Source organism: Pseudomonas wadenswilerensis, from assembly GCF_900497695.1.
Lineage (GTDB): Bacteria > Pseudomonadota > Gammaproteobacteria > Pseudomonadales > Pseudomonadaceae > Aquipseudomonas > Aquipseudomonas wadenswilerensis.
This window is the reverse complement of the sequence record NZ_UIDD01000004.1, coordinates 238739-255482: the sequence shown is the minus strand read 5'-3', so window position 1 is coordinate 255482 and position 16744 is coordinate 238739. Positions and strand designations below refer to the sequence as shown.

At 63.5% G+C, this 16744-nt stretch carries 18 protein-coding genes; 8 read left to right on the top strand and 10 right to left on the bottom strand.

Annotated features, from left to right (window positions below; translation table 11 throughout):
• Window positions 1–63 precede the first annotated feature (63 nt).
• From CCOS864_RS06000 to CCOS864_RS05975, 6 genes are all read right to left on the bottom strand, one after another.
• A complete protein-coding gene (locus CCOS864_RS06000) occupies window positions 64–645 on the bottom strand; it encodes a DJ-1/PfpI family protein (RefSeq protein WP_115085479.1) in 582 nt (193 codons plus the stop codon).
• Between the two features lie 65 nt (window positions 646–710).
• Window positions 711–1868: a phospholipase D-like domain-containing protein gene (locus tag CCOS864_RS05995; RefSeq protein ID WP_115085478.1), complete on the bottom strand. Its 1158-nt coding sequence runs from the start codon at window positions 1866–1868 to the stop codon at window positions 711–713.
• A 1-nt stretch (window position 1869) separates the two neighbouring features.
• Window positions 1870–2451, bottom strand: coding sequence for a YceI family protein (locus tag CCOS864_RS05990; protein ID WP_115085477.1), 582 nt, complete (start codon window positions 2449–2451; stop codon window positions 1870–1872).
• Between the two features lie 45 nt (window positions 2452–2496).
• Window positions 2497–2793: an amidase gene (locus CCOS864_RS05985; protein WP_115085476.1), complete on the bottom strand. Its 297-nt coding sequence runs from the start codon at window positions 2791–2793 to the stop codon at window positions 2497–2499.
• Window positions 2790–3866 (bottom strand): serine hydrolase domain-containing protein, encoded by a 1077-nt coding sequence (locus CCOS864_RS05980; RefSeq protein ID WP_115085697.1) that lies wholly within the window; start codon window positions 3864–3866, stop codon window positions 2790–2792. Before CCOS864_RS05980 ends, CCOS864_RS05985 begins: the two co-directional genes overlap by 4 nt.
• Before the next feature lie 63 nt (window positions 3867–3929).
• Window positions 3930–4817: an acyl-CoA dehydrogenase middle domain-containing protein gene (locus tag CCOS864_RS05975; RefSeq protein ID WP_115085475.1), complete on the bottom strand. Its 888-nt coding sequence runs from the start codon at window positions 4815–4817 to the stop codon at window positions 3930–3932.
• A gap of 133 nt (window positions 4818–4950) precedes the next feature.
• On the opposite strand from CCOS864_RS05975, the gene olsB reads away from it, so the two are divergent.
• Complete coding sequence (gene olsB / locus CCOS864_RS05970; protein WP_115085474.1) at window positions 4951–5706, top strand: L-ornithine N(alpha)-acyltransferase; 756 nt, start codon at window positions 4951–4953, stop codon at window positions 5704–5706.
• Window positions 5706–6491 (top strand): lysophospholipid acyltransferase family protein, encoded by a 786-nt coding sequence (locus tag CCOS864_RS05965; protein ID WP_115085473.1) that lies wholly within the window; start codon window positions 5706–5708, stop codon window positions 6489–6491. The genes olsB and CCOS864_RS05965 overlap by 1 nt, the downstream gene beginning before the upstream one ends.
• Here CCOS864_RS05965 and CCOS864_RS05960 read toward each other — a convergent pair.
• Entirely contained in the window at window positions 6488–7060 is a 573-nt protein-coding gene (locus CCOS864_RS05960; RefSeq protein WP_115085472.1) for an acyl carrier protein phosphodiesterase, read from the bottom strand. The two genes, CCOS864_RS05965 and CCOS864_RS05960, sit on opposite strands and share 4 nt — an antisense overlap.
• Before the next feature lie 155 nt (window positions 7061–7215).
• On the opposite strand from CCOS864_RS05960, the gene CCOS864_RS05955 reads away from it, so the two are divergent.
• The 3 genes from CCOS864_RS05955 to CCOS864_RS05945 are packed head-to-tail and all read left to right on the top strand — an operon-like array spanning window position 7216 to window position 9768.
• Window positions 7216–7518, top strand: coding sequence for an ArsR/SmtB family transcription factor (locus CCOS864_RS05955; RefSeq protein WP_028943335.1), 303 nt, complete (start codon window positions 7216–7218; stop codon window positions 7516–7518).
• Window positions 7519–7531: 13 nt separating this feature from the next.
• Window positions 7532–8701: an MFS transporter gene (locus tag CCOS864_RS05950; RefSeq protein ID WP_115085471.1), complete on the top strand. Its 1170-nt coding sequence runs from the start codon at window positions 7532–7534 to the stop codon at window positions 8699–8701.
• Window positions 8702–8718: 17 nt separating this feature from the next.
• Window positions 8719–9768 carry an alkene reductase gene (locus tag CCOS864_RS05945; RefSeq protein ID WP_115085470.1) on the top strand — a complete coding sequence of 350 codons (1050 nt, stop codon included), beginning with the start codon at window positions 8719–8721 and terminating at the stop codon, window positions 9766–9768.
• A gap of 127 nt (window positions 9769–9895) precedes the next feature.
• Here the strand turns inward: CCOS864_RS05945 and CCOS864_RS05940 are convergent, their stop codons facing one another.
• From CCOS864_RS05940 to CCOS864_RS05930, 3 genes are all read right to left on the bottom strand, one after another.
• Complete coding sequence (locus tag CCOS864_RS05940; protein WP_115085469.1) at window positions 9896–10738, bottom strand: ATPase; 843 nt, start codon at window positions 10736–10738, stop codon at window positions 9896–9898.
• An 87-nt stretch (window positions 10739–10825) separates the two neighbouring features.
• The gene (locus CCOS864_RS05935; protein ID WP_115085468.1) at window positions 10826–11830 is read right to left on the bottom strand and encodes an NAD-dependent epimerase/dehydratase family protein; all 1005 of its coding nucleotides are present in this window, start codon (window positions 11828–11830) and stop codon (window positions 10826–10828) included.
• A gap of 52 nt (window positions 11831–11882) precedes the next feature.
• Window positions 11883–12773, bottom strand: coding sequence for a LysR family transcriptional regulator ArgP (locus tag CCOS864_RS05930; RefSeq protein ID WP_115085467.1), 891 nt, complete (start codon window positions 12771–12773; stop codon window positions 11883–11885).
• A gap of 121 nt (window positions 12774–12894) precedes the next feature.
• Here CCOS864_RS05930 and CCOS864_RS05925 point away from each other — a divergent pair, with 121 nt between their 5' ends.
• From CCOS864_RS05925 to CCOS864_RS05915, 3 genes are all read left to right on the top strand, one after another.
• Entirely contained in the window at window positions 12895–13494 is a 600-nt protein-coding gene (locus CCOS864_RS05925; RefSeq protein WP_115085466.1) for a LysE/ArgO family amino acid transporter, read from the top strand.
• A 189-nt stretch (window positions 13495–13683) separates the two neighbouring features.
• Window positions 13684–14280 (top strand): superoxide dismutase, encoded by a 597-nt coding sequence (locus tag CCOS864_RS05920; RefSeq protein ID WP_010220832.1) that lies wholly within the window; start codon window positions 13684–13686, stop codon window positions 14278–14280.
• Between the two features lie 345 nt (window positions 14281–14625).
• The gene (locus CCOS864_RS05915) at window positions 14626–16677 is read left to right on the top strand and encodes a putative bifunctional diguanylate cyclase/phosphodiesterase (RefSeq protein ID WP_115085465.1); all 2052 of its coding nucleotides are present in this window, start codon (window positions 14626–14628) and stop codon (window positions 16675–16677) included.
• Window positions 16678–16744 lie beyond the last annotated feature (67 nt).

Genomic DNA, 16744 nt, shown 5'->3' with positions numbered 1-16744 from the left:
GACACAAGCCGGCCTTGCCGGCGATCGAGCGCGAAGCGCTCGTACTTCGGCCAGCACCTTGGTTCACAGGGTAATGCGCGTACCCAGCAGTTGCAGGAAACCCGCCAGCCACGCCGGGTGCGCCGGCCAGGCAGGTGCCGAGGCCAGGTTGCCCTGCACATGGGCCTGATCGACGGCGATCTCGACATACTGCCCTCCGGCCAGGCGCACTTCCGGGGCACAGGCCGGGTAAGCGCTGCACTTGCGCCCTTCGAGCACGCCAGCCGCCGCCAGCAGCTGTGCGCCATGGCACACCGCGGCAATGGGTTTGCCGGCCTGATCGATCGCCTTGACCAGCGCCAGCACCTGTTCGTTCAAGCGCAGATACTCCGGTGCCCGCCCCCCCGGAATCACCAGCGCGTCGTAGTCATCAGCCTTGACCTGGGCAAAATCAAAGTTGAGCACGAAGTTGTGCCCGGGTTTTTCGCTGTAGGTCTGATCGCCTTCGAAATCGTGGATCGCAGTGCGCACCGTCTGCCCGGCGCTCTTGCCCGGGCACACTGCATGCACGCTATGGCCAACCATCTGCAGGGCCTGGAACGGCACCATCACTTCGTAATCTTCAACGTAGTCGCCAACCAGCATCAGAATCTTCTTCGCAGCCATGTCATCAACTCCTTCAGGTGCAATGGAAAGGTAAAGACACCATAGACCGTCAGCTTGCGACAGGCTCAATCACGCCGGTCGAGCAGGTTGACCACCAGGCGATCAAGCCAGCCCCACAAACGTTGCTGCACCCGCTTCCACAACGGCCGCGCATGCCAGTGGGCCAGGTCGACGGCCAGGCTTTGGGCAAAGTCGCGCTCGAAGCTTGCCGCCACGTCTGCGGTCAACGGCGGGTCGATTGCTTCGACGTTGGCCTCAAGGTTGAAGCGCAGGTTCCAGTGATCGAAGTTGCACGAGCCGATGCTCACCCAGTCATCCACCAGCACCATTTTCAGGTGCAGGAAGCACGGCTGGTACTCGAAGATTTTCACCCCGGCGCGCAACAGCCGCGGGTAATAGCGATGGCCGGCGTAACGCACCGAAGGGTGATCGGTGCGTGGCCCGGTCAGCAGCAATCGCACATCGACACCCCGGGACGCGGCGCGGCGCAGGGAGCGACGGACTTTCCAGGTCGGCAAGAAATACGGCGTGGCCAGCCAGATGCGCCGTTGGCCGCTGTTCAGGGCACGCACCAGCGACTGCAGGATATCCCGGTGCTGGCGGGCATCGGCGTAGGCTACCCGCCCCATGCCGGCGCCACTGAGCGGTATCCGTGGCAAACGCGACAGGCCGAAATGGGTCGGTGGCCGCCAGGCCGTACGGCGCAAGTTGGCCCGCCACTGGCGGTCGAACAGCATCTGCCAGTCGGCCACCAGCGGGCCTTGCATCTGCACCATCACTTCGTGCCATTCACTGACGTCTTCCGTTGGCGTCCAGAACTGGTCGGTAACGCCGGTGCCGCCCACCACTGCCCAGCGCTGGTCAACCAACAGCAACTTGCGGTGATCGCGAAACAGGTTGCGAAAGCCCCGGCGCCAGCGCAGGCGGTTGTACCAGCGCAACTCGACGCCGGCGGCCAGCAAGCGCTGGCGCAAGCTCAGGGTGAAGGCCAGTGAACCGTAGTCATCGAACAGGCAACGCACCTGCACACCGCGCTCGGCGGCCTGCACCAGGGCCTGGACCATGGTTTCGGCACAGGCCCCCGCTTCGACCAGGTATAACTCAAGGTCGACCTGATGCTCAGCGCGCACGATCGCGGTGAGCATGCGCGGGAAGAATTGCGGACCGTCGATCAATAGCTCGAACTGATTGCCATCGCGCCAGGGAAAGACCGGTCCGGCCATATCAGCGCGCCGTGAAGATCAGCACCGCGGCCACCGGCACTGACGGGCTGATGGACTTGAGCCCGGCCAGCTTGCGCAGAGTGGCAAGCCCCGGGAGCAGATCGAAATCATCAGCACGCAGCATCAACGGCTCCAGGGTTACCACCTGAAAGCGCCGCTCATCCAGGCGCGTGGCCAGCAACAGGGCGCTGTAGCTGTGCTGCTTGCCATGCAGGCTGACGGTCAGCGGCAGGCGCAGTTCCACCTGGGCGCCGTTGGCCAGGTCGTTGATCGGACGCAGGTCGATCTGTGCGTTGACCTTGGCCTCGGGGAATTTGCTGAACTCGAACAGCTCCTTGCGCATGCGCTCATCACGTAGCGGCACGCTGCTGCTGTTGGAGTCCATCTCGATCTGCAACTCGGCGGCGCCCTTGCGATCGACCTTGCCATGCAGGACGAGGAAGCGATGCACCTCGGCGGTGTCGCCATTCTTGCTGGAAACGAACGACAGGCGTGACGACTCGCCATCCAGGTGCCAATTGGCCTGGGCAGGGAGACTCAAGACGACCAGCAGGGCAAGCAGAAGACGCGGCAGACTGAACATGTGAAATCCTGTAACACAATGATCGCCAACCTTACCCGGCTGCCTTCACGGCAGCAAGCGACAGCCCTCGCGCGGGCCCAGCCACTGCGCACGATTCTCTACCCCCAGCCCGGCAGCGCTGATCAGCCGCTGCTGCAGGTCCTCGTCCAGGCGACTCAGCGGCAGGTACTGCTGCACGTAGCCCTGGCAATACTGCGAATCAAAGCCCATGACATAACGGCACGAACAGTATTCCTTGGCCGAGTAGGCACTGAGAATGCCGGGGAAATCCATCAAGGCCTGGCGTTCGTACCAGGCCCAGCCGCCTGTCAGCAGCAACAGCACCAGCAACACGCGCTTCATGGCCGCACCTCGTTGAGCGCAGCCAGTACCCGCTTGAGCAGTTCGTTGTGGGCGAAACTGGCGTCGCGATCATCGGCATAACGCACGATCACCAGCCTGTGCGTCGGCAGCACATACATCGCCTGGCCCCAGTGTCCCAGGGCTGCGTAGGTATCAGGCGGCGCATCCGGCCAGGGTGGCGGGCTGCCGGGCAACGGCAGGTTGAGCCACCAGTGCCCACCCGGATTGGCTTCACCGGGTTGGGCCGTAGCCTGCAGGAACGGCCGGCGATTGAAGGTAACCCACTCGCTGGACAGCAACTGCCGTGAGTGCCAGCGCCCTTCGCGCAACATCAGCAGGCCGATGCGGGCCAGATCGCGAGCACTCATGTACAGGTAGGAAGAACCCACCAGGGTACTTTTGGCGTCACGCTCCCAGACTGCACTGCCGATGCCCAACGGTTCGAACAAAGCGCGCCAGGGATACTCCGCATAACCAGCGTCGCCGACCATGCCACGCAAAGCAGCCGCCAGCACGTTGCTGTCGCCGCTGGAGTAGCGAAAGCGTTGCCCGGGGCTGACCGCTTCGGGCCTGGCCGCCGTGTAGCCGGCCATATCGCCGCGCCCGCGGGTGTAGAGCATGGCCACCACCGAGGACTTGAGCGGTGCATATTCGTAGTCTTCCTGCCAGTCCAGGCCGCTGGCCCAGTGCATCAGGTCCTCGATGCGCACCTGGGGATGGGCACGCATCGGTGAATAAAAACGCGCGACTGGATCCTGCAGGTCAAAGCGGCCTTCGGCGTGGGCAACGCCGAGCAGGGTCGCCAGTACGCTCTTGCTGATCGACCAGGTCAGGTGCGCAGTTTCGGCGGTGCTGGGCGCGGCATAGTGCTCGTAGACAATGCGCCCGTCGGCGATCACCAGCAGCGCGTCGGTGCGTACACCCCGGCGTTGCTGATCATCGCGTGGGGCGAAGGCATAGCGTTCGACCGCCTGCCAGGCGTTTTGGTGGGTAGCGTGCGCAACCGCCCAGTCAGGTACAGGCCAGTATTCCTCGGCCGGCACTGCCTTGCTGAAGGCGAACACAGCCAGCATCCACCACGCCACTTTGCTCATGCCGCTTACTCAAGGCCAGGGTTCGCCCAGCCTGCCAGCGTTTCATGACAGTCCGGCGGCGGCCCAGGCCTTGGCCAGGCGTTTGGCCCGGGCGGCGCTGGCGATCTCCAGCAAGCCCTGATCGCGTTGCCACAGGGTTGCCCACTCGCCTGGGCTGGCCAGCAGCGCCTGGTTGAGTTCCTCCTTCAAGGCGTTGAACTGGGCAAACAGACCGCCCAGCAGCAGATGACTGGCCGCGGCATCAGCGCTCTGGCGGGTGCTTTCGGCGCACGCGCCGAGCAGGCCGATAAGGCGCAATTGCAGACCTTGCGGCCAGCCCGTTTCCTGGCCGACGCCATAGAGCCAGGCACACAAGGCACTGAGCACATAGAGATCTTCCAGCGAGCGGAAGGGTTTGACGTAGGCATCCCAGCCGTCCCCCGCCAGGCGCTCGCACAACGCCCCTTGCAGATGCAGGCGGGCATGGCCGACTTCCGGCATCAACGGCAAGGCCGGCAGCGGTTCGAGGCGTACGCCAGGCTCGCCGGCATAGACCACCGCCAGGCTCAGTTCCACCGGCTGCCCTTGCGCCTCGCAGCGCGCCGCCACCAGCAGCCATTCGGCATCGAGCCCAGCGGTGACGAAGTCCTTGCTGCCGCTCAGGCGCAGGTCATCCAGACGCACCTGCATGTCCGCCGGGCGCACGCTGCGCCGCTCGCTGGCGCACAGGGCACCGAGGCTCTGCGGCGCGCTCGGCCATAGCACCCTCAGGGCTGCCTGATAACCGACCAGAAAGGCCAGGCCCGGGGTGGCCATGGCCCGCCCGCCGAGCACCGCCAGCTCGAACGGGCTGACCGGGCCCAGGCGCGCCAGCAGGCTGGAATAGGTGTCGGCCAGATTGGCCGCCTGAGGGTGTCGCTTTCGGTCGTTGAGTCGTTGCAGCCAGGTCATCGAAGCGCTCCTTGAGGGCTGTCATACAAGCATCACCAATTGTTCATGGGGGTGACACCGCATCTACCTAGGCTGAGCTTGCACAACAAAGTCGACCGGCCGCAACCCCATGGCTGGCTTATGGAGACACGCAATGACTCGGATCGCTCGCTCTGGCGACAACAGCACTGAACGCCGTCTGCAAGCCGAACGCCTGGTCGGCCCGACGGCCCTGCAGGAAGCACAGGCCCTTCGTTTCAGCGTATTCAGCGGTGAATTCAAGGCCAAGCTCAAAGGCGCCGAACTGGGCCTGGACATGGATGACTATGACATTCATTGCCGCCACATCGGCGTGCGCGACCTCAATAGCGGGCGCCTGGTCGCCACCACCCGCCTGCTCGATCATCAGGCGGCCAGCAGCCTGGGGCGCTTCTACAGCGAAGAGGAGTTCAGCCTGCACGGCCTCGGCCACCTGCAAGGGCCGATCCTCGAGCTGGGCCGCACCTGTGTCGACCCGGCCTACCGCAACGGCGGCACCATCGCCGTGCTCTGGGCGGAACTGGCCGAAGTGCTCAACGAAGGCCGCTACAGCTACCTGATGGGCTGCGCCAGCATTCCCATGCAGGATGGTGGCGTGCAGGCCCATGCGATCATGCAGCGCCTGCGCGAACGCTACTTGTGTACCGAGCATCTGCGCGCCGAACCGAAGAAGCCGCTGCCGAGCCTGGCCCTGCCGAGCAACGTCATCGCCGAAATGCCGCCACTGCTCAAGGCCTACATGCGCCTGGGAGCGAAGATTTGCGGCGAGCCGTGCTGGGACGAAGACTTCCAGGTGGCCGACGTGTTCATCCTGCTCAAGCGCGACGAGCTGTGCCCGCGCTATGCCCGTCACTTCAAGGCGGCGGTCTGATGCAGCGCCTGCGCGTCTATGGGCGCGTGGTTCGGGTGCTGCTGGTGGTGCTGTTCGGCCTGGCCATGGCCGCACTGTTCACCCTCTATGAACGCCTGCGCGTGCCGGCCTCGACCGAGCGCCGCCAGCGCTGGTCGCAACTGTTCATGGGCAAACTGAGCAACGCCCTGCCGTTCAAGGTGCGGGTGGTGGGCCAGTTGCCGCAACAGCCGACGCTCTGGGTCAGCAACCATGTATCGTGGACCGACATCCCGTTGCTGGGCATGCTTGCGCCGCTGTCGTTCCTGTCCAAGGCCGAAGTGCGCACCTGGCCGGTGGCCGGCTGGCTGGCGCTCAAGGCCGGCACCCTGTTCATCCGCCGTGGCGGCAACGACAGCCAGTTGCTGCGCAAGCAAATCAGCCAGCACCTGCAACAAGACTGCGCGCTGTTGATTTTCCCTGAAGGCACCACCACCGACGGGCGCAGCCTGCGCACCTTCCACGGCCGTCTGCTGGCCAGCGCCATCGACACGCAAACACCGCTGCAACCGGTGGCCCTGCGCTACCTGCGCAACGGGCAAACCGATTCGATCGCGCCGTTTATCGGTGATGACGACCTGCTCTCGCACCTGCTGCGGCTGTTCAGCAATGATTGCGCTGAGGTCGAGATCCATTTGCTCACGCCGATTGCCAGCGCCGGTGAAGAACGCGCCGCCCTGGCCTTCAAGGCGCAGCAGGCGATCCAGCAGGCATTGTTCGGTAGCGAACCGGCGGTCCAACAGCAACGCCGGGCCAGGGCTGCCTAGGTATTGGCCCGGGCAAAGCGCTGCAGCTGCGGATAGAAATTGCGAAAGTCATCCAGCAACGGCGCATACAGCGCCGCCACCTCCTCCACCGCGCCGTCCATGCCTTCGGGCCGCGACAGGCGCCGGGCGATGCCGCGAAACACCTGTTCAAGCACCGCAAAATCGCGGTAAGACCCCAGCCAGTCATCAGCGGCCATGTACGGTGCAATCTGCGCCAGGCGCCCGGGCAGGGCCGGCTCTGCGGCGAGCACCCGATACACGCGGTCGGTGAACTGGCTCAAGGGCTGCTCGGCATAGTCCTGCCAGTGCAAGGCCAGGCAATGGTCGAAAAACACATCGAGGATGATCCCGGCGTAACGCCGCCGCTCCCGCGGAAAGCGCGACAGCGCCGCCAGCACCAGCGGATGGCTGTCGGTGTAGACATCGATCTGCCGGTGCAGACGGATCGCCGCTTCCAGCGGCAAGGGGAAGCGCCCCTGCAGCGGCCCTTTGACGAAATCGCCATAGAGGCTGCCGAGCAATTGCTCAGGCTGCTGACCGCCGAGATGAAGGTGTGCGAGGTAGTTCATGGGGAGGGATTCTAGCACCCTGCCACCCATATCGTTATAACCCGATATAGCGATTCAAGCTGAGCTCAGAACCACATCATATTTGTATATCGCGAAATACCGATTTATATTTCGCCCCATCGCGATATAACGCTACACACACCACGAGCCCAACCATGCCTCTCGATCTCGACGAAATAATAAAAGCCCTGGCCCACCCAGTACGGCGAGAAATCCTCAACTGGCTGAAGGACCCCGACGCGCAGTTCCCCGACCAGCACCACAGCACCGAACACGGTGTGTGTGCCGGGCAGATCGATCAACGCTGCGGCCTGTCGCAGTCGACCGTCTCCGCCCACCTGGCGACCTTGCAGCGCGCGGGCCTGATCAGCAGCCAGAAGATTGGCCAGTGGCATTTTTTCAAACGCAACGAGGAAACCATCCAGGCCTTCCTCAAGCAGATGAGCCAAGAGCTCTGACAAGGACCTTGCAATGCCCCTTTCGCTGATTATCCTGGCGCTCAGCGCCTTCGCCATCGGTACCACCGAGTTCGTCATCATGGGTCTGCTGCCCGATGTGGCGGCAGACCTGGGGGTATCGATTCCCGGCGCCGGCTGGCTGGTCACCGGTTACGCCCTGGGCGTGGCCATCGGTGCGCCGTTCATGGCCCTGGCCACCTCGCGCCTGCCGCGCAAAGCGGCGCTGATTGCGCTGATGGGCGTGTTCATCGTCGGCAACTTGCTGTGTGCGGTGGCCAGCGACTACAACCTGCTGATGTTCGCCCGGGTGGTGACCGCCCTGTGCCACGGTGCCTTCTTTGGTATCGGTTCGGTGGTGGCGGCAAGCCTGGTGCCGGCCAACCGCCGTGCCTCGGCGGTCGCCTTGATGTTCACCGGCCTGACCCTGGCGAACGTGCTGGGTGTGCCGCTGGGTACCGCGCTGGGTCAGGAATACGGCTGGCGCTCGACCTTCTGGGCGGTAACCGTGATCGGCGTGATTGCCTTGATCGGCCTGATCCGCTTCCTGCCGTTCCGGCATGACGAAGAAAAACTCGACATGCGCGCCGAACTGGCTGCGCTCAAAGGCGCCGGCATCTGGCTGTCGCTGTCGATGACCGTGCTGTTCTCGGCCTCGATGTTCGCCCTGTTCACTTATGTCGCGCCGCTGCTGGGTGATGTTACCGGGGTGTCGCCACGAGGCGTGACCTGGACCCTGCTGCTGATCGGCGTGGGCCTGACCCTGGGCAACATCCTCGGTGGCAAGCTTGCCGACAAGCGCCTGGGCGCCACCCTGATCGGCGTGTTCGCCAGCATGGCGGTAGTCTCTACCGTACTGAGCTGGACCAGCGTTGCGCTGATCCCGGCGGAAATCACCCTGTTCCTCTGGGCCACTGCAGCGTTTGCCGCCGTCCCCGCCCTGCAGGTCAACGTGGTGACCTTCGGCAAGGCTGCCCCGAACCTGGTCTCGACCCTGAACATCGGCGCGTTCAACCTGGGCAACGCCCTCGGCGCCTGGGTCGGCGGCACCGTCATCGCCCAGGGCCTGGGCCTGACCCGCGTGCCCCTGGCCGCCGCAGCGCTGGCGGTACTGGCGCTGATCGTCACCCTGATCACTTTCAGCCAGGGCGGTAACAAAGCCGAACTGGCACCTGCCACTCACTGATAGGCCTTGAGGTACATATGACGACTCTTTTCGATCCGATCACCCTCGGCGACCTCGACCTGCCGAACCGCATCATCATGGCCCCGCTGACCCGTTGCCGCGCCGATGAAGGCCGGGTGCCCAACGCACTGATGGCCGAGTACTACGTACAACGGGCCAGTGCCGGGCTGATCCTCAGCGAAGCCACCTCGGTCACGCCGATGGGCGTGGGCTACCCGGACACCCCGGGCATCTGGTCGAACGATCAGGTGCGTGGCTGGACCAACGTGACCAAGGCGGTGCATGGCGCCGGCGGGCGGATTTTCCTGCAGCTGTGGCATGTGGGGCGTATCTCGCACCCCAGCTACCTCAATGGTGAAGCCCCGGTCGCGCCGAGCGCCATCCAGCCGAAAGGCCATGTCAGCCTGGTGCGTCCATTGGCCGACTACCCGACCCCGCGTGCGCTGGAAAGCGCAGAAATCGCCGACATCGTCGAGGCCTACCGCACCGGTGCCGAGAACGCCAAGGCGGCTGGTTTCGATGGCGTCGAAGTGCATGCCGCCAACGGTTACCTGATCGACCAGTTCCTGCAGAGCAGCACCAACCAGCGCAATGACCAGTACGGTGGTTCGCTGGAGAACCGTGCACGGCTACTGCTGGAAGTGACTGACGCGGTGATCGAAGTCTGGGGCGCGCAAAGGGTTGGCGTGCACCTGGCGCCACGGGCCGATGCCCATGACATGGGCGATGCCAACCGTGCCGAGACCTTCACCTATGTGGCCCGGGAACTGGGCAAGCGCGGTATTGCCTTTATCTGCTCGCGGGAGAAGGAAGCGGACGACAGCATTGGCGCGCTGATCAAGCAAGCCTTTGGCGGCCCTTACATCGTCAACGAGCGCTTCACCAAAGCCAGCGCCAATGCTTCGCTGGCCAGTGGCAAAGCCGATGCAGTGGCCTTCGGTATCCCGTTCATTGCCAACCCGGACCTGCCGGCGCGGCTGGCGGCGGATGCACCGCTGAACGAGCCGCACCCGGAGACCTTCTATGCCAAGGGGCCGGTGGGTTATATCGATTATCCGCGGATGTAAACCTTGGGGCTGCCTTGCAGCCCATCGCCGGCAAGGCCAGCTCCCACAAAGTCCGCTGCAAGCAGATCCAGTGTGGGAGCTGGCCTTGCCGGCGATGGGCCGCAACAGCGACCCTGTTTAGCGCCGATCAAGGCCGGGCGTTGATCTGCTGTTGCAGGTTCTGCACCTGGCTTTGCAAGGTATTGATGTTTCGAGTCACCTGGCCACGAAACGCATCGAACTCCGCCGTTGACGCACCGCCACTGGCCGCAGGCGCCGGGCGGTTCTCCTGCTCGCTCTTGAGCACGATCAGGTCCTGCTCCAGGCGCTGGATCGCCGCCGTCGGGTTGCCCTGCTTCTTCAACGCCGTCACCTCAGCGTTCAGGCTCTTGAGCTCACCATCAAGCTTGCCGCCATCCACCTGGGCCGTCTTCAATGCGGCCAGCTCGTCGTTCACCCGCTTGAGCTGAGCCTGCAGTTGTTCCTGCAACTTGGCATTGGCCGCCTGTTGCTCACTGGCCTGAGCCAGTACCAGCTCCAGGCGTTTGCCCAGATCGCCGGTCTGCCCGGCCACACCTTGCTGTTGCTTACCCTGCTCGGTCAGGCTCGCCTGCAGTTGCTTGATCTGCAGCTTCAGGGCTTCGCTGTCGGTGCTGACGCTGGTCTCGCTGGCCGCAACCTTACCGCTGATCGCCTGCAGGCGCCCCGCCGCGTCTTCACTGATGCGGGCAAAGCTCTCCTGGGTGGCAACCAGTTGCTGCTCCATCAGGGAAATCTGTTGAAAACTCCACCAGCCAAGGCCGGCCAGGGCAATGAACGAGGCGCCGAGCAATGCCCACAGCGGGCCAGTATTTGCCGCCTTCGGTACAGCGCGCGGAGCCGATGCATGGCCACGTCGCGCACCCGCTACCGGTACGAAATCATCGTCATCACGGCTACCGGCGGTCAAGGTCGGCACGTTATCGAAATCATCTGGAGCATCGTTACGCATGGGATCCCTTCAACCACGGTGATAGCAAATGGTCAGTAGTATAAAGCCTGATCAGCGCACTGATCGACCGCAAAGCCTTGATCCGGTTCAGTCCTTGCCGGACGGAAGGTCCTGGGCTTTCCACCAGCCGCAGAACTCATCCAGCGCCGACCACAGGCTGACGCTGGGGCGGTAATCAAGAAACTGCCGGGCGCGGCTGATGTCGAGGGTGAAGTCCTTGCTCATCACCTGCATCCCCAGGCGCGACAGGGTCGGTTGCGGGCGGCCCGGCCAGAGCAGGCAGGCGCCTTCGTTCAAGGCGGCAAGGCTGTAGGCGAGGCCGTAGGAACGGTAGCGGGTGACCTGCGGAAGGTGCATTTGCCGCATCACGTAATTGACCACATCCCACAATGGCAAAGGGTGACCATTGCTGATGTTGTAGGCCTGACCCAGCGCTGCCTCGTCGGCGAGCAAGGCACTGACCAACGCCTCGTTGAGGTTCTGCACGCTGGTGAAATCGACCTTGTTCAGGCCATTGCCGATGATTGCCAGGCGCCGCTTGCGCTGCATCTGCAGCAAGCGCGGGAAGATACTCACGTCGCCCGCGCCGGTGACGAAGCGTGGACGCAAGGCCAGCACTTCGAGACCGAACTCCTGGGCCCCAAAGACCTTCTGCTCGGCCAGGTACTTGGTCGCCCCGTAATGATCATGGAAGCGCCGCGGCACCTGGTCTTCAGTGATACCCAGCTGCGAGCGGCCATTGAAGTAGATCGATGGCGACGACAGGTGCACCAACCGCCGCACATGCTCCTTCAAGCAAGCCTCGACAACGTTTTCAGTGACCGCCACGTTGCCTTGATAGAAGTCCTGGTATCGCCCCCAGTTACCCACCGCACCGGCACAATGCACCACCGCCTCGACGCCCTGGCACAGGCGCCGGGCCAGGTCCGGGTCGTTCAGGTCACCCGGGATGAACTGCGCGCCGCGCCGCACCAGGTGCTCGACGCCTTCGGCGCGTCGGCCGTTGACCCGAACGTCAAAGCCCTGCTCCAGGGCAAAGCGCGCAAAGCGCCCGCCAATGAAGCCGCTCGCGCCGGTGACCAGAATTCGCATGTAGCACTCCGCCTAAAACAGGTTTTTCAGATACTGCTGACGCCGCCAGGGCCTACAAGGGCACCAGCCACTGCCCGGCTGTGAGGCGCAGGTGTTCCGTCAGTTGGCCGAGCAACTGCCCGCCATTGCGCCAATGATGCCAGTACAAGGGCACGTCGATGGGTTTATCCGCTGATATTTCTACCAGACGCCCGCTGGCCAGCTGATCGCGTACCTGCAGTTCCGGCACCAGGCCCCAACCCAGGCCTGCCTCGGTCATGCGCAAAAAGCCTTCGGATGAGGGACACAGGTGATGAAGGAAACCGTCCTGAATACCCAGGGAAGCCAGGTAACGATGCTGGAGAAAATCATCCGGTCCGAACACCAGCGCCGGGGTGCGCGACAAGCGGGCGGCATCGAAGCCCGCTGGAAAGTAGCGGGCCATGAACGCCGGGCTGGCCAGGGCCCGATAGCGCATGGCGCCGAGCAACAGGCTGCGTGCGCCTGCCACCGGGCGTTCGCTGCCACACAGGCAGGCGGCCACTTCACCGGCGCGCATGCGCTTGAGGCCGACTTCCTGATCTTCCACGACCAGGTCCAGCAGCACTTGCTGATCGGCACAAAACTCACCCACCGCTCCTGCCCACCAGGTCGCCAGGCTGTCGGCGTTCAGGGCAATGCGCAAACGCTCGGGCATGCCCTCCTCGTCCAGCGCCGGCACCTGACTTTGCAGGTCGCGTTCGAGCAGGCGCACCTGCTGTACATGGTTGAGCAAGCGCCGGCCGACATCGGTGGGGCTCGGCGGATTGGCGCGCACCAGCACCGGCTGGCCGACCCGCGCCTCGAGCAGCTTGATGCGCTGGGAAATCGCCGACTGCGACAAACCCAGCACCTGGGCGGCGCGCTCGAAGCCGGCCTGCTCGACAACGGCAGCGAGGGCTGAAAGCAGTTTGTAATCGAACATTATTTTTCCTAATGCCTGATCAGCTTTATTTGTTTTTCTTATACAGATGAAATCCCCACAATGGCCAGCATCTTCTTTGTGTTTGCGCCCGCGCCCTGCGGGTGTCTGTGGAGTCTTCCCTATGTGGCAAAGCTACCTGAACGGCCTGCTGGTCGCCTTCGGCCTGATCATGGCGATCGGCACACAAAACGCCTTTGTCCTGGCGCAAAGCCTGCGCCGTGAACATCACCTGCCGGTGGCGGCGCTGTGCGTGGTCTGCGATGCCATCCTGGTGGCGGCCGGGGTATTCGGCCTGGCCACGGTGCTGGCGCAGAACCCGACCCTGCTGGCAGTGGCGCGCTGGGGCGGCGCGGTGTTTCTGATCTGGTACGGCGGCAAGGCCCTGCTGCGCGCCTGCTCGCAACAGAGCCTGCATCAGGGTGAGGGCCAGGGCCTGCGCTCGCGCCGGGCGGTGCTGCTCAGCGCCCTGGCGGTGACCCTGCTCAACCCGCATGTGTACCTCGATACCGTATTGTTGATCGGCTCCCTGGGTGCCCAGCAAACCGTGCCCGGCGCCTACGTGGCCGGTGCCGCCAGCGCCTCGCTGCTGTGGTTCTTCACCCTGGCCCTGGGCGCCGCCTGGCTGGCACCGTGGCTGGCGCGCCCAGGCACCTGGCGGCTGCTCGACCTGATGGTGGCGGTGATGATGTTTGCCGTGGCGGCACAGTTGATCTTTACCTGAGGCACCGCTCGTCCGGCACCGGCAAAGGCTCTGGAACCTCTTTCCCGTACACTTGTTGCGTGGTTAAGCACCGGGCCCGGTGCTATGATCCAGCCCTTGCGTCGCAAAGAGTACAAACTCGCCGACGCACACCGGCCGCCCGTGATCGGCCTTGCGCTCACCGCAACAGACCTGATTAGGAGAATCACCATGGCTTTTGAATTGCCGCCGCTGCCTTACGCCCACGACGCCCTGCAGCCGCACATTTCCAAGGAAACCCTGGAATACCACCACGACAAGCACCACAACACCTATGTCGTGAACCTGAACAACCTGGTGCCAGGCACCGAGTTCGAAGGCAAAACCCTGGAAGAGATCGTCAAGACCTCCTCGGGCGGTATCTTCAACAACGCCGCTCAGGTCTGGAACCACACCTTCTACTGGAACTGCCTGGCGCCAAACGCTGGCGGCCAACCAACCGGCGCCCTGGCTGAAGCCATCAACGCCGCGTTCGGTTCCTTCGACAAGTTCAAGGAAGAGTTCACCAAGACTTCGGTCGGCACCTTCGGTTCCGGTTGGGGCTGGCTGGTGAAAAAAGCCGACGGTTCCCTGGCCCTGGCCAGCACCATCGGCGCCGGCAACCCGCTGACCAGCGGCGACACCCCGCTGCTGACCTGCGACGTCTGGGAACACGCCTACTACATCGACTACCGCAACCTGCGTCCGAAGTACGTCGAGGCGTTCTGGAACCTGGTCAACTGGAAGTTCGTGGCCGAGCAGTTCGAAGGCAAGACCTTCACTGCCTGAGCCGGCTGCTGATCGATACGTTGCACAAGGTATCGAGCGACCGAAAAGCCCACCCTAGCGGTGGGCTTTTTTATGGGCGCCTTCGCTGCAACATTTTTCATCCTATTCACGCGCCGTGTATCTTGCCGCGCACGCAGAGCGCGCTAACATCAAACGTTGGGAAACTCGTTCCCACGGATTAAAGTCGCGAGGCCGGGCAACCGATACAGTGACGGCAGGTAGCCAACCTGCTCCGGGTGCAAAAAAGCACCCTCGCGGAGCTGGAGAAGTCCTGTTGACGGCCGATAGTGGATTGCCAAGTTTGATGGCAAAATGATGCCATGCGCATGGATTAAGGAAACCCCATTGAAGCTGGAACTCAAGAACAGCTTATCGGTCAAGTTGCTCAGGGTAGTACTGCTCTCGGCGTTGGTCGTCGGTGTAGTTCTCAGTTGTGCGCAGATCGTCTTCGATGTCTACAAGACCCGCCAGGCCGTCGCCAATGACGCTCAACGGATCCTCGACATGTTCCGTGACCCTTCGACCCAGGCGGTGTACAGCCTCGACAAGGAAATGGGCATGCAGGTCATGGAGGGCTTGTTCCAGGACGAATCCGTGCGCATGGCCGCCATCGGCCATCCCAACGAAACCATGCTGGCGGAAAAATCCCGCCCGCTGCAGGAAGTTTCCAGCCGCTGGTTAACCGACCTGATTCTCGGCCAGGAACGTAGCTTCACCACCCAACTGGTCGGCCGTGGCCCCTATAGCGAATATTACGGCGACCTGAGCATTACCCTCGACACCGCCGCATATGGCGAGGGCTTCCTGGTCAGTTCGGTGATCATCTTCATTTCCGGCGTGCTGCGCGCCCTGGCCATGGGCCTGGTGCTGTACCTGGTCTATCACTGGATGCTGACCAAGCCGCTGTCGAAGATCATCGAGCACCTCACCCAGATCAACCCCGACCGTCCCAGCCAGCATCAACTGCCGCTGATCAAGGGCCACGAAAAGAACGAGCTGGGCCTGTGGGTCAATACCGCCAACCAGCTGCTGGCGTCGATCGAGCGCAACACCCACCTGCGCCACGAAGCCGAGAACAGCCTGTTGCGCATGGCCCAGTACGACTTCCTCACCGGCCTGCCCAACCGCCAGCAACTGCAGCAGCAACTGGACAAGATCCTCGTCGACGCCGGCCGCCTGCAACGCCGGGTAGCGGTGCTGTGCGTCGGCCTGGACGACTTCAAGGGCATCAACGAGCAGTTCAGCTACCAGGCCGGCGACCAGTTGCTGCTGGCCCTGGCCGATCGCCTGCGTGCCCACAGTGGCCGGCTTGGCGCCCTGGCGCGCCTGGGCGGCGACCAGTTCGCCCTGGTCCAGGCCGATATCGAGCAGCCCTACGAAGCTGCCGAGCTGGCCCAGAGCATTCTTGATGATCTCGAGGCGCCGTTCGCCCTCGACCATCAGGAAATCCGCCTGCGTGCCACCATCGGCATCACCCTGTTCCCCGAGGACGGCGACAGCACCGAGAAGCTGCTGCAAAAGGCCGAACAGACCATGACGCTGGCCAAGGCCCGCTCGCGCAACCGTTATCAGTTCTACATTGCCAGCGTCGACAGCGAGATGCGCCGCCGTCGCGAACTGGAAAAAGACTTGCGCGAAGCCCTGCCGCGCAACCAGCTGTTTCTGGTCTATCAGCCACAGATCAGCTACCGCGACCATCGCGTGGTCGGTGTGGAAGCGCTGCTGCGCTGGCAGCATCCGGAACTGGGCATGGTTCCGCCGGACCAGTTCATCCCCCTGGCCGAGCAGAACGGCAACATCATCACCATCGGTGAGTGGGTGCTCGACCAGGCCTGCCGGCAACTGCGCGACTGGCACGACCAGGGCTTCAGCGAACTGCGCATGGCGGTCAACCTGTCGACCGTGCAACTGCACCACAACGAGCTGCCGCGGGTGGTCAACAACCTGCTGCAGATCTACCGCCTGCCACCGCGCAGCCTGGAGCTGGAAGTCACCGAAACCGGCCTGATGGAAGACATCAGCACCGCCGCCCAGCACCTGCTGAGCCTGCGCCGCTCCGGGGCGCTGATCGCCATTGACGACTTCGGTACCGGCTACTCATCGCTCAGCTACCTGAAGTCGCTGCCGCTGGACAAGATCAAGATCGACAAGAGTTTCGTCCAGGACCTGCTCGATGACGACGACGATGCCACCATCGTTCGCGCCATCATCCAGCTGGGCAAGAGCCTGGGCATGCAGGTCATTGCCGAGGGTGTCGAGACAGCTGAACAAGAGGCCTACATCATCGCCCAGGGTTGCCACGAAGGTCAGGGCTATCACTACAGCAAACCGCTGCCTGCCCGGGAGTTGACCGCGTTCCTCAAGCAGGCGCAGCGCAACCAGGTTTCGATTCTGTAACCCCTGTTCGCATTGCCCGAAGGGGTGGAAACACGCATTTGAATATTTACGTGACTGCCCCTTTACA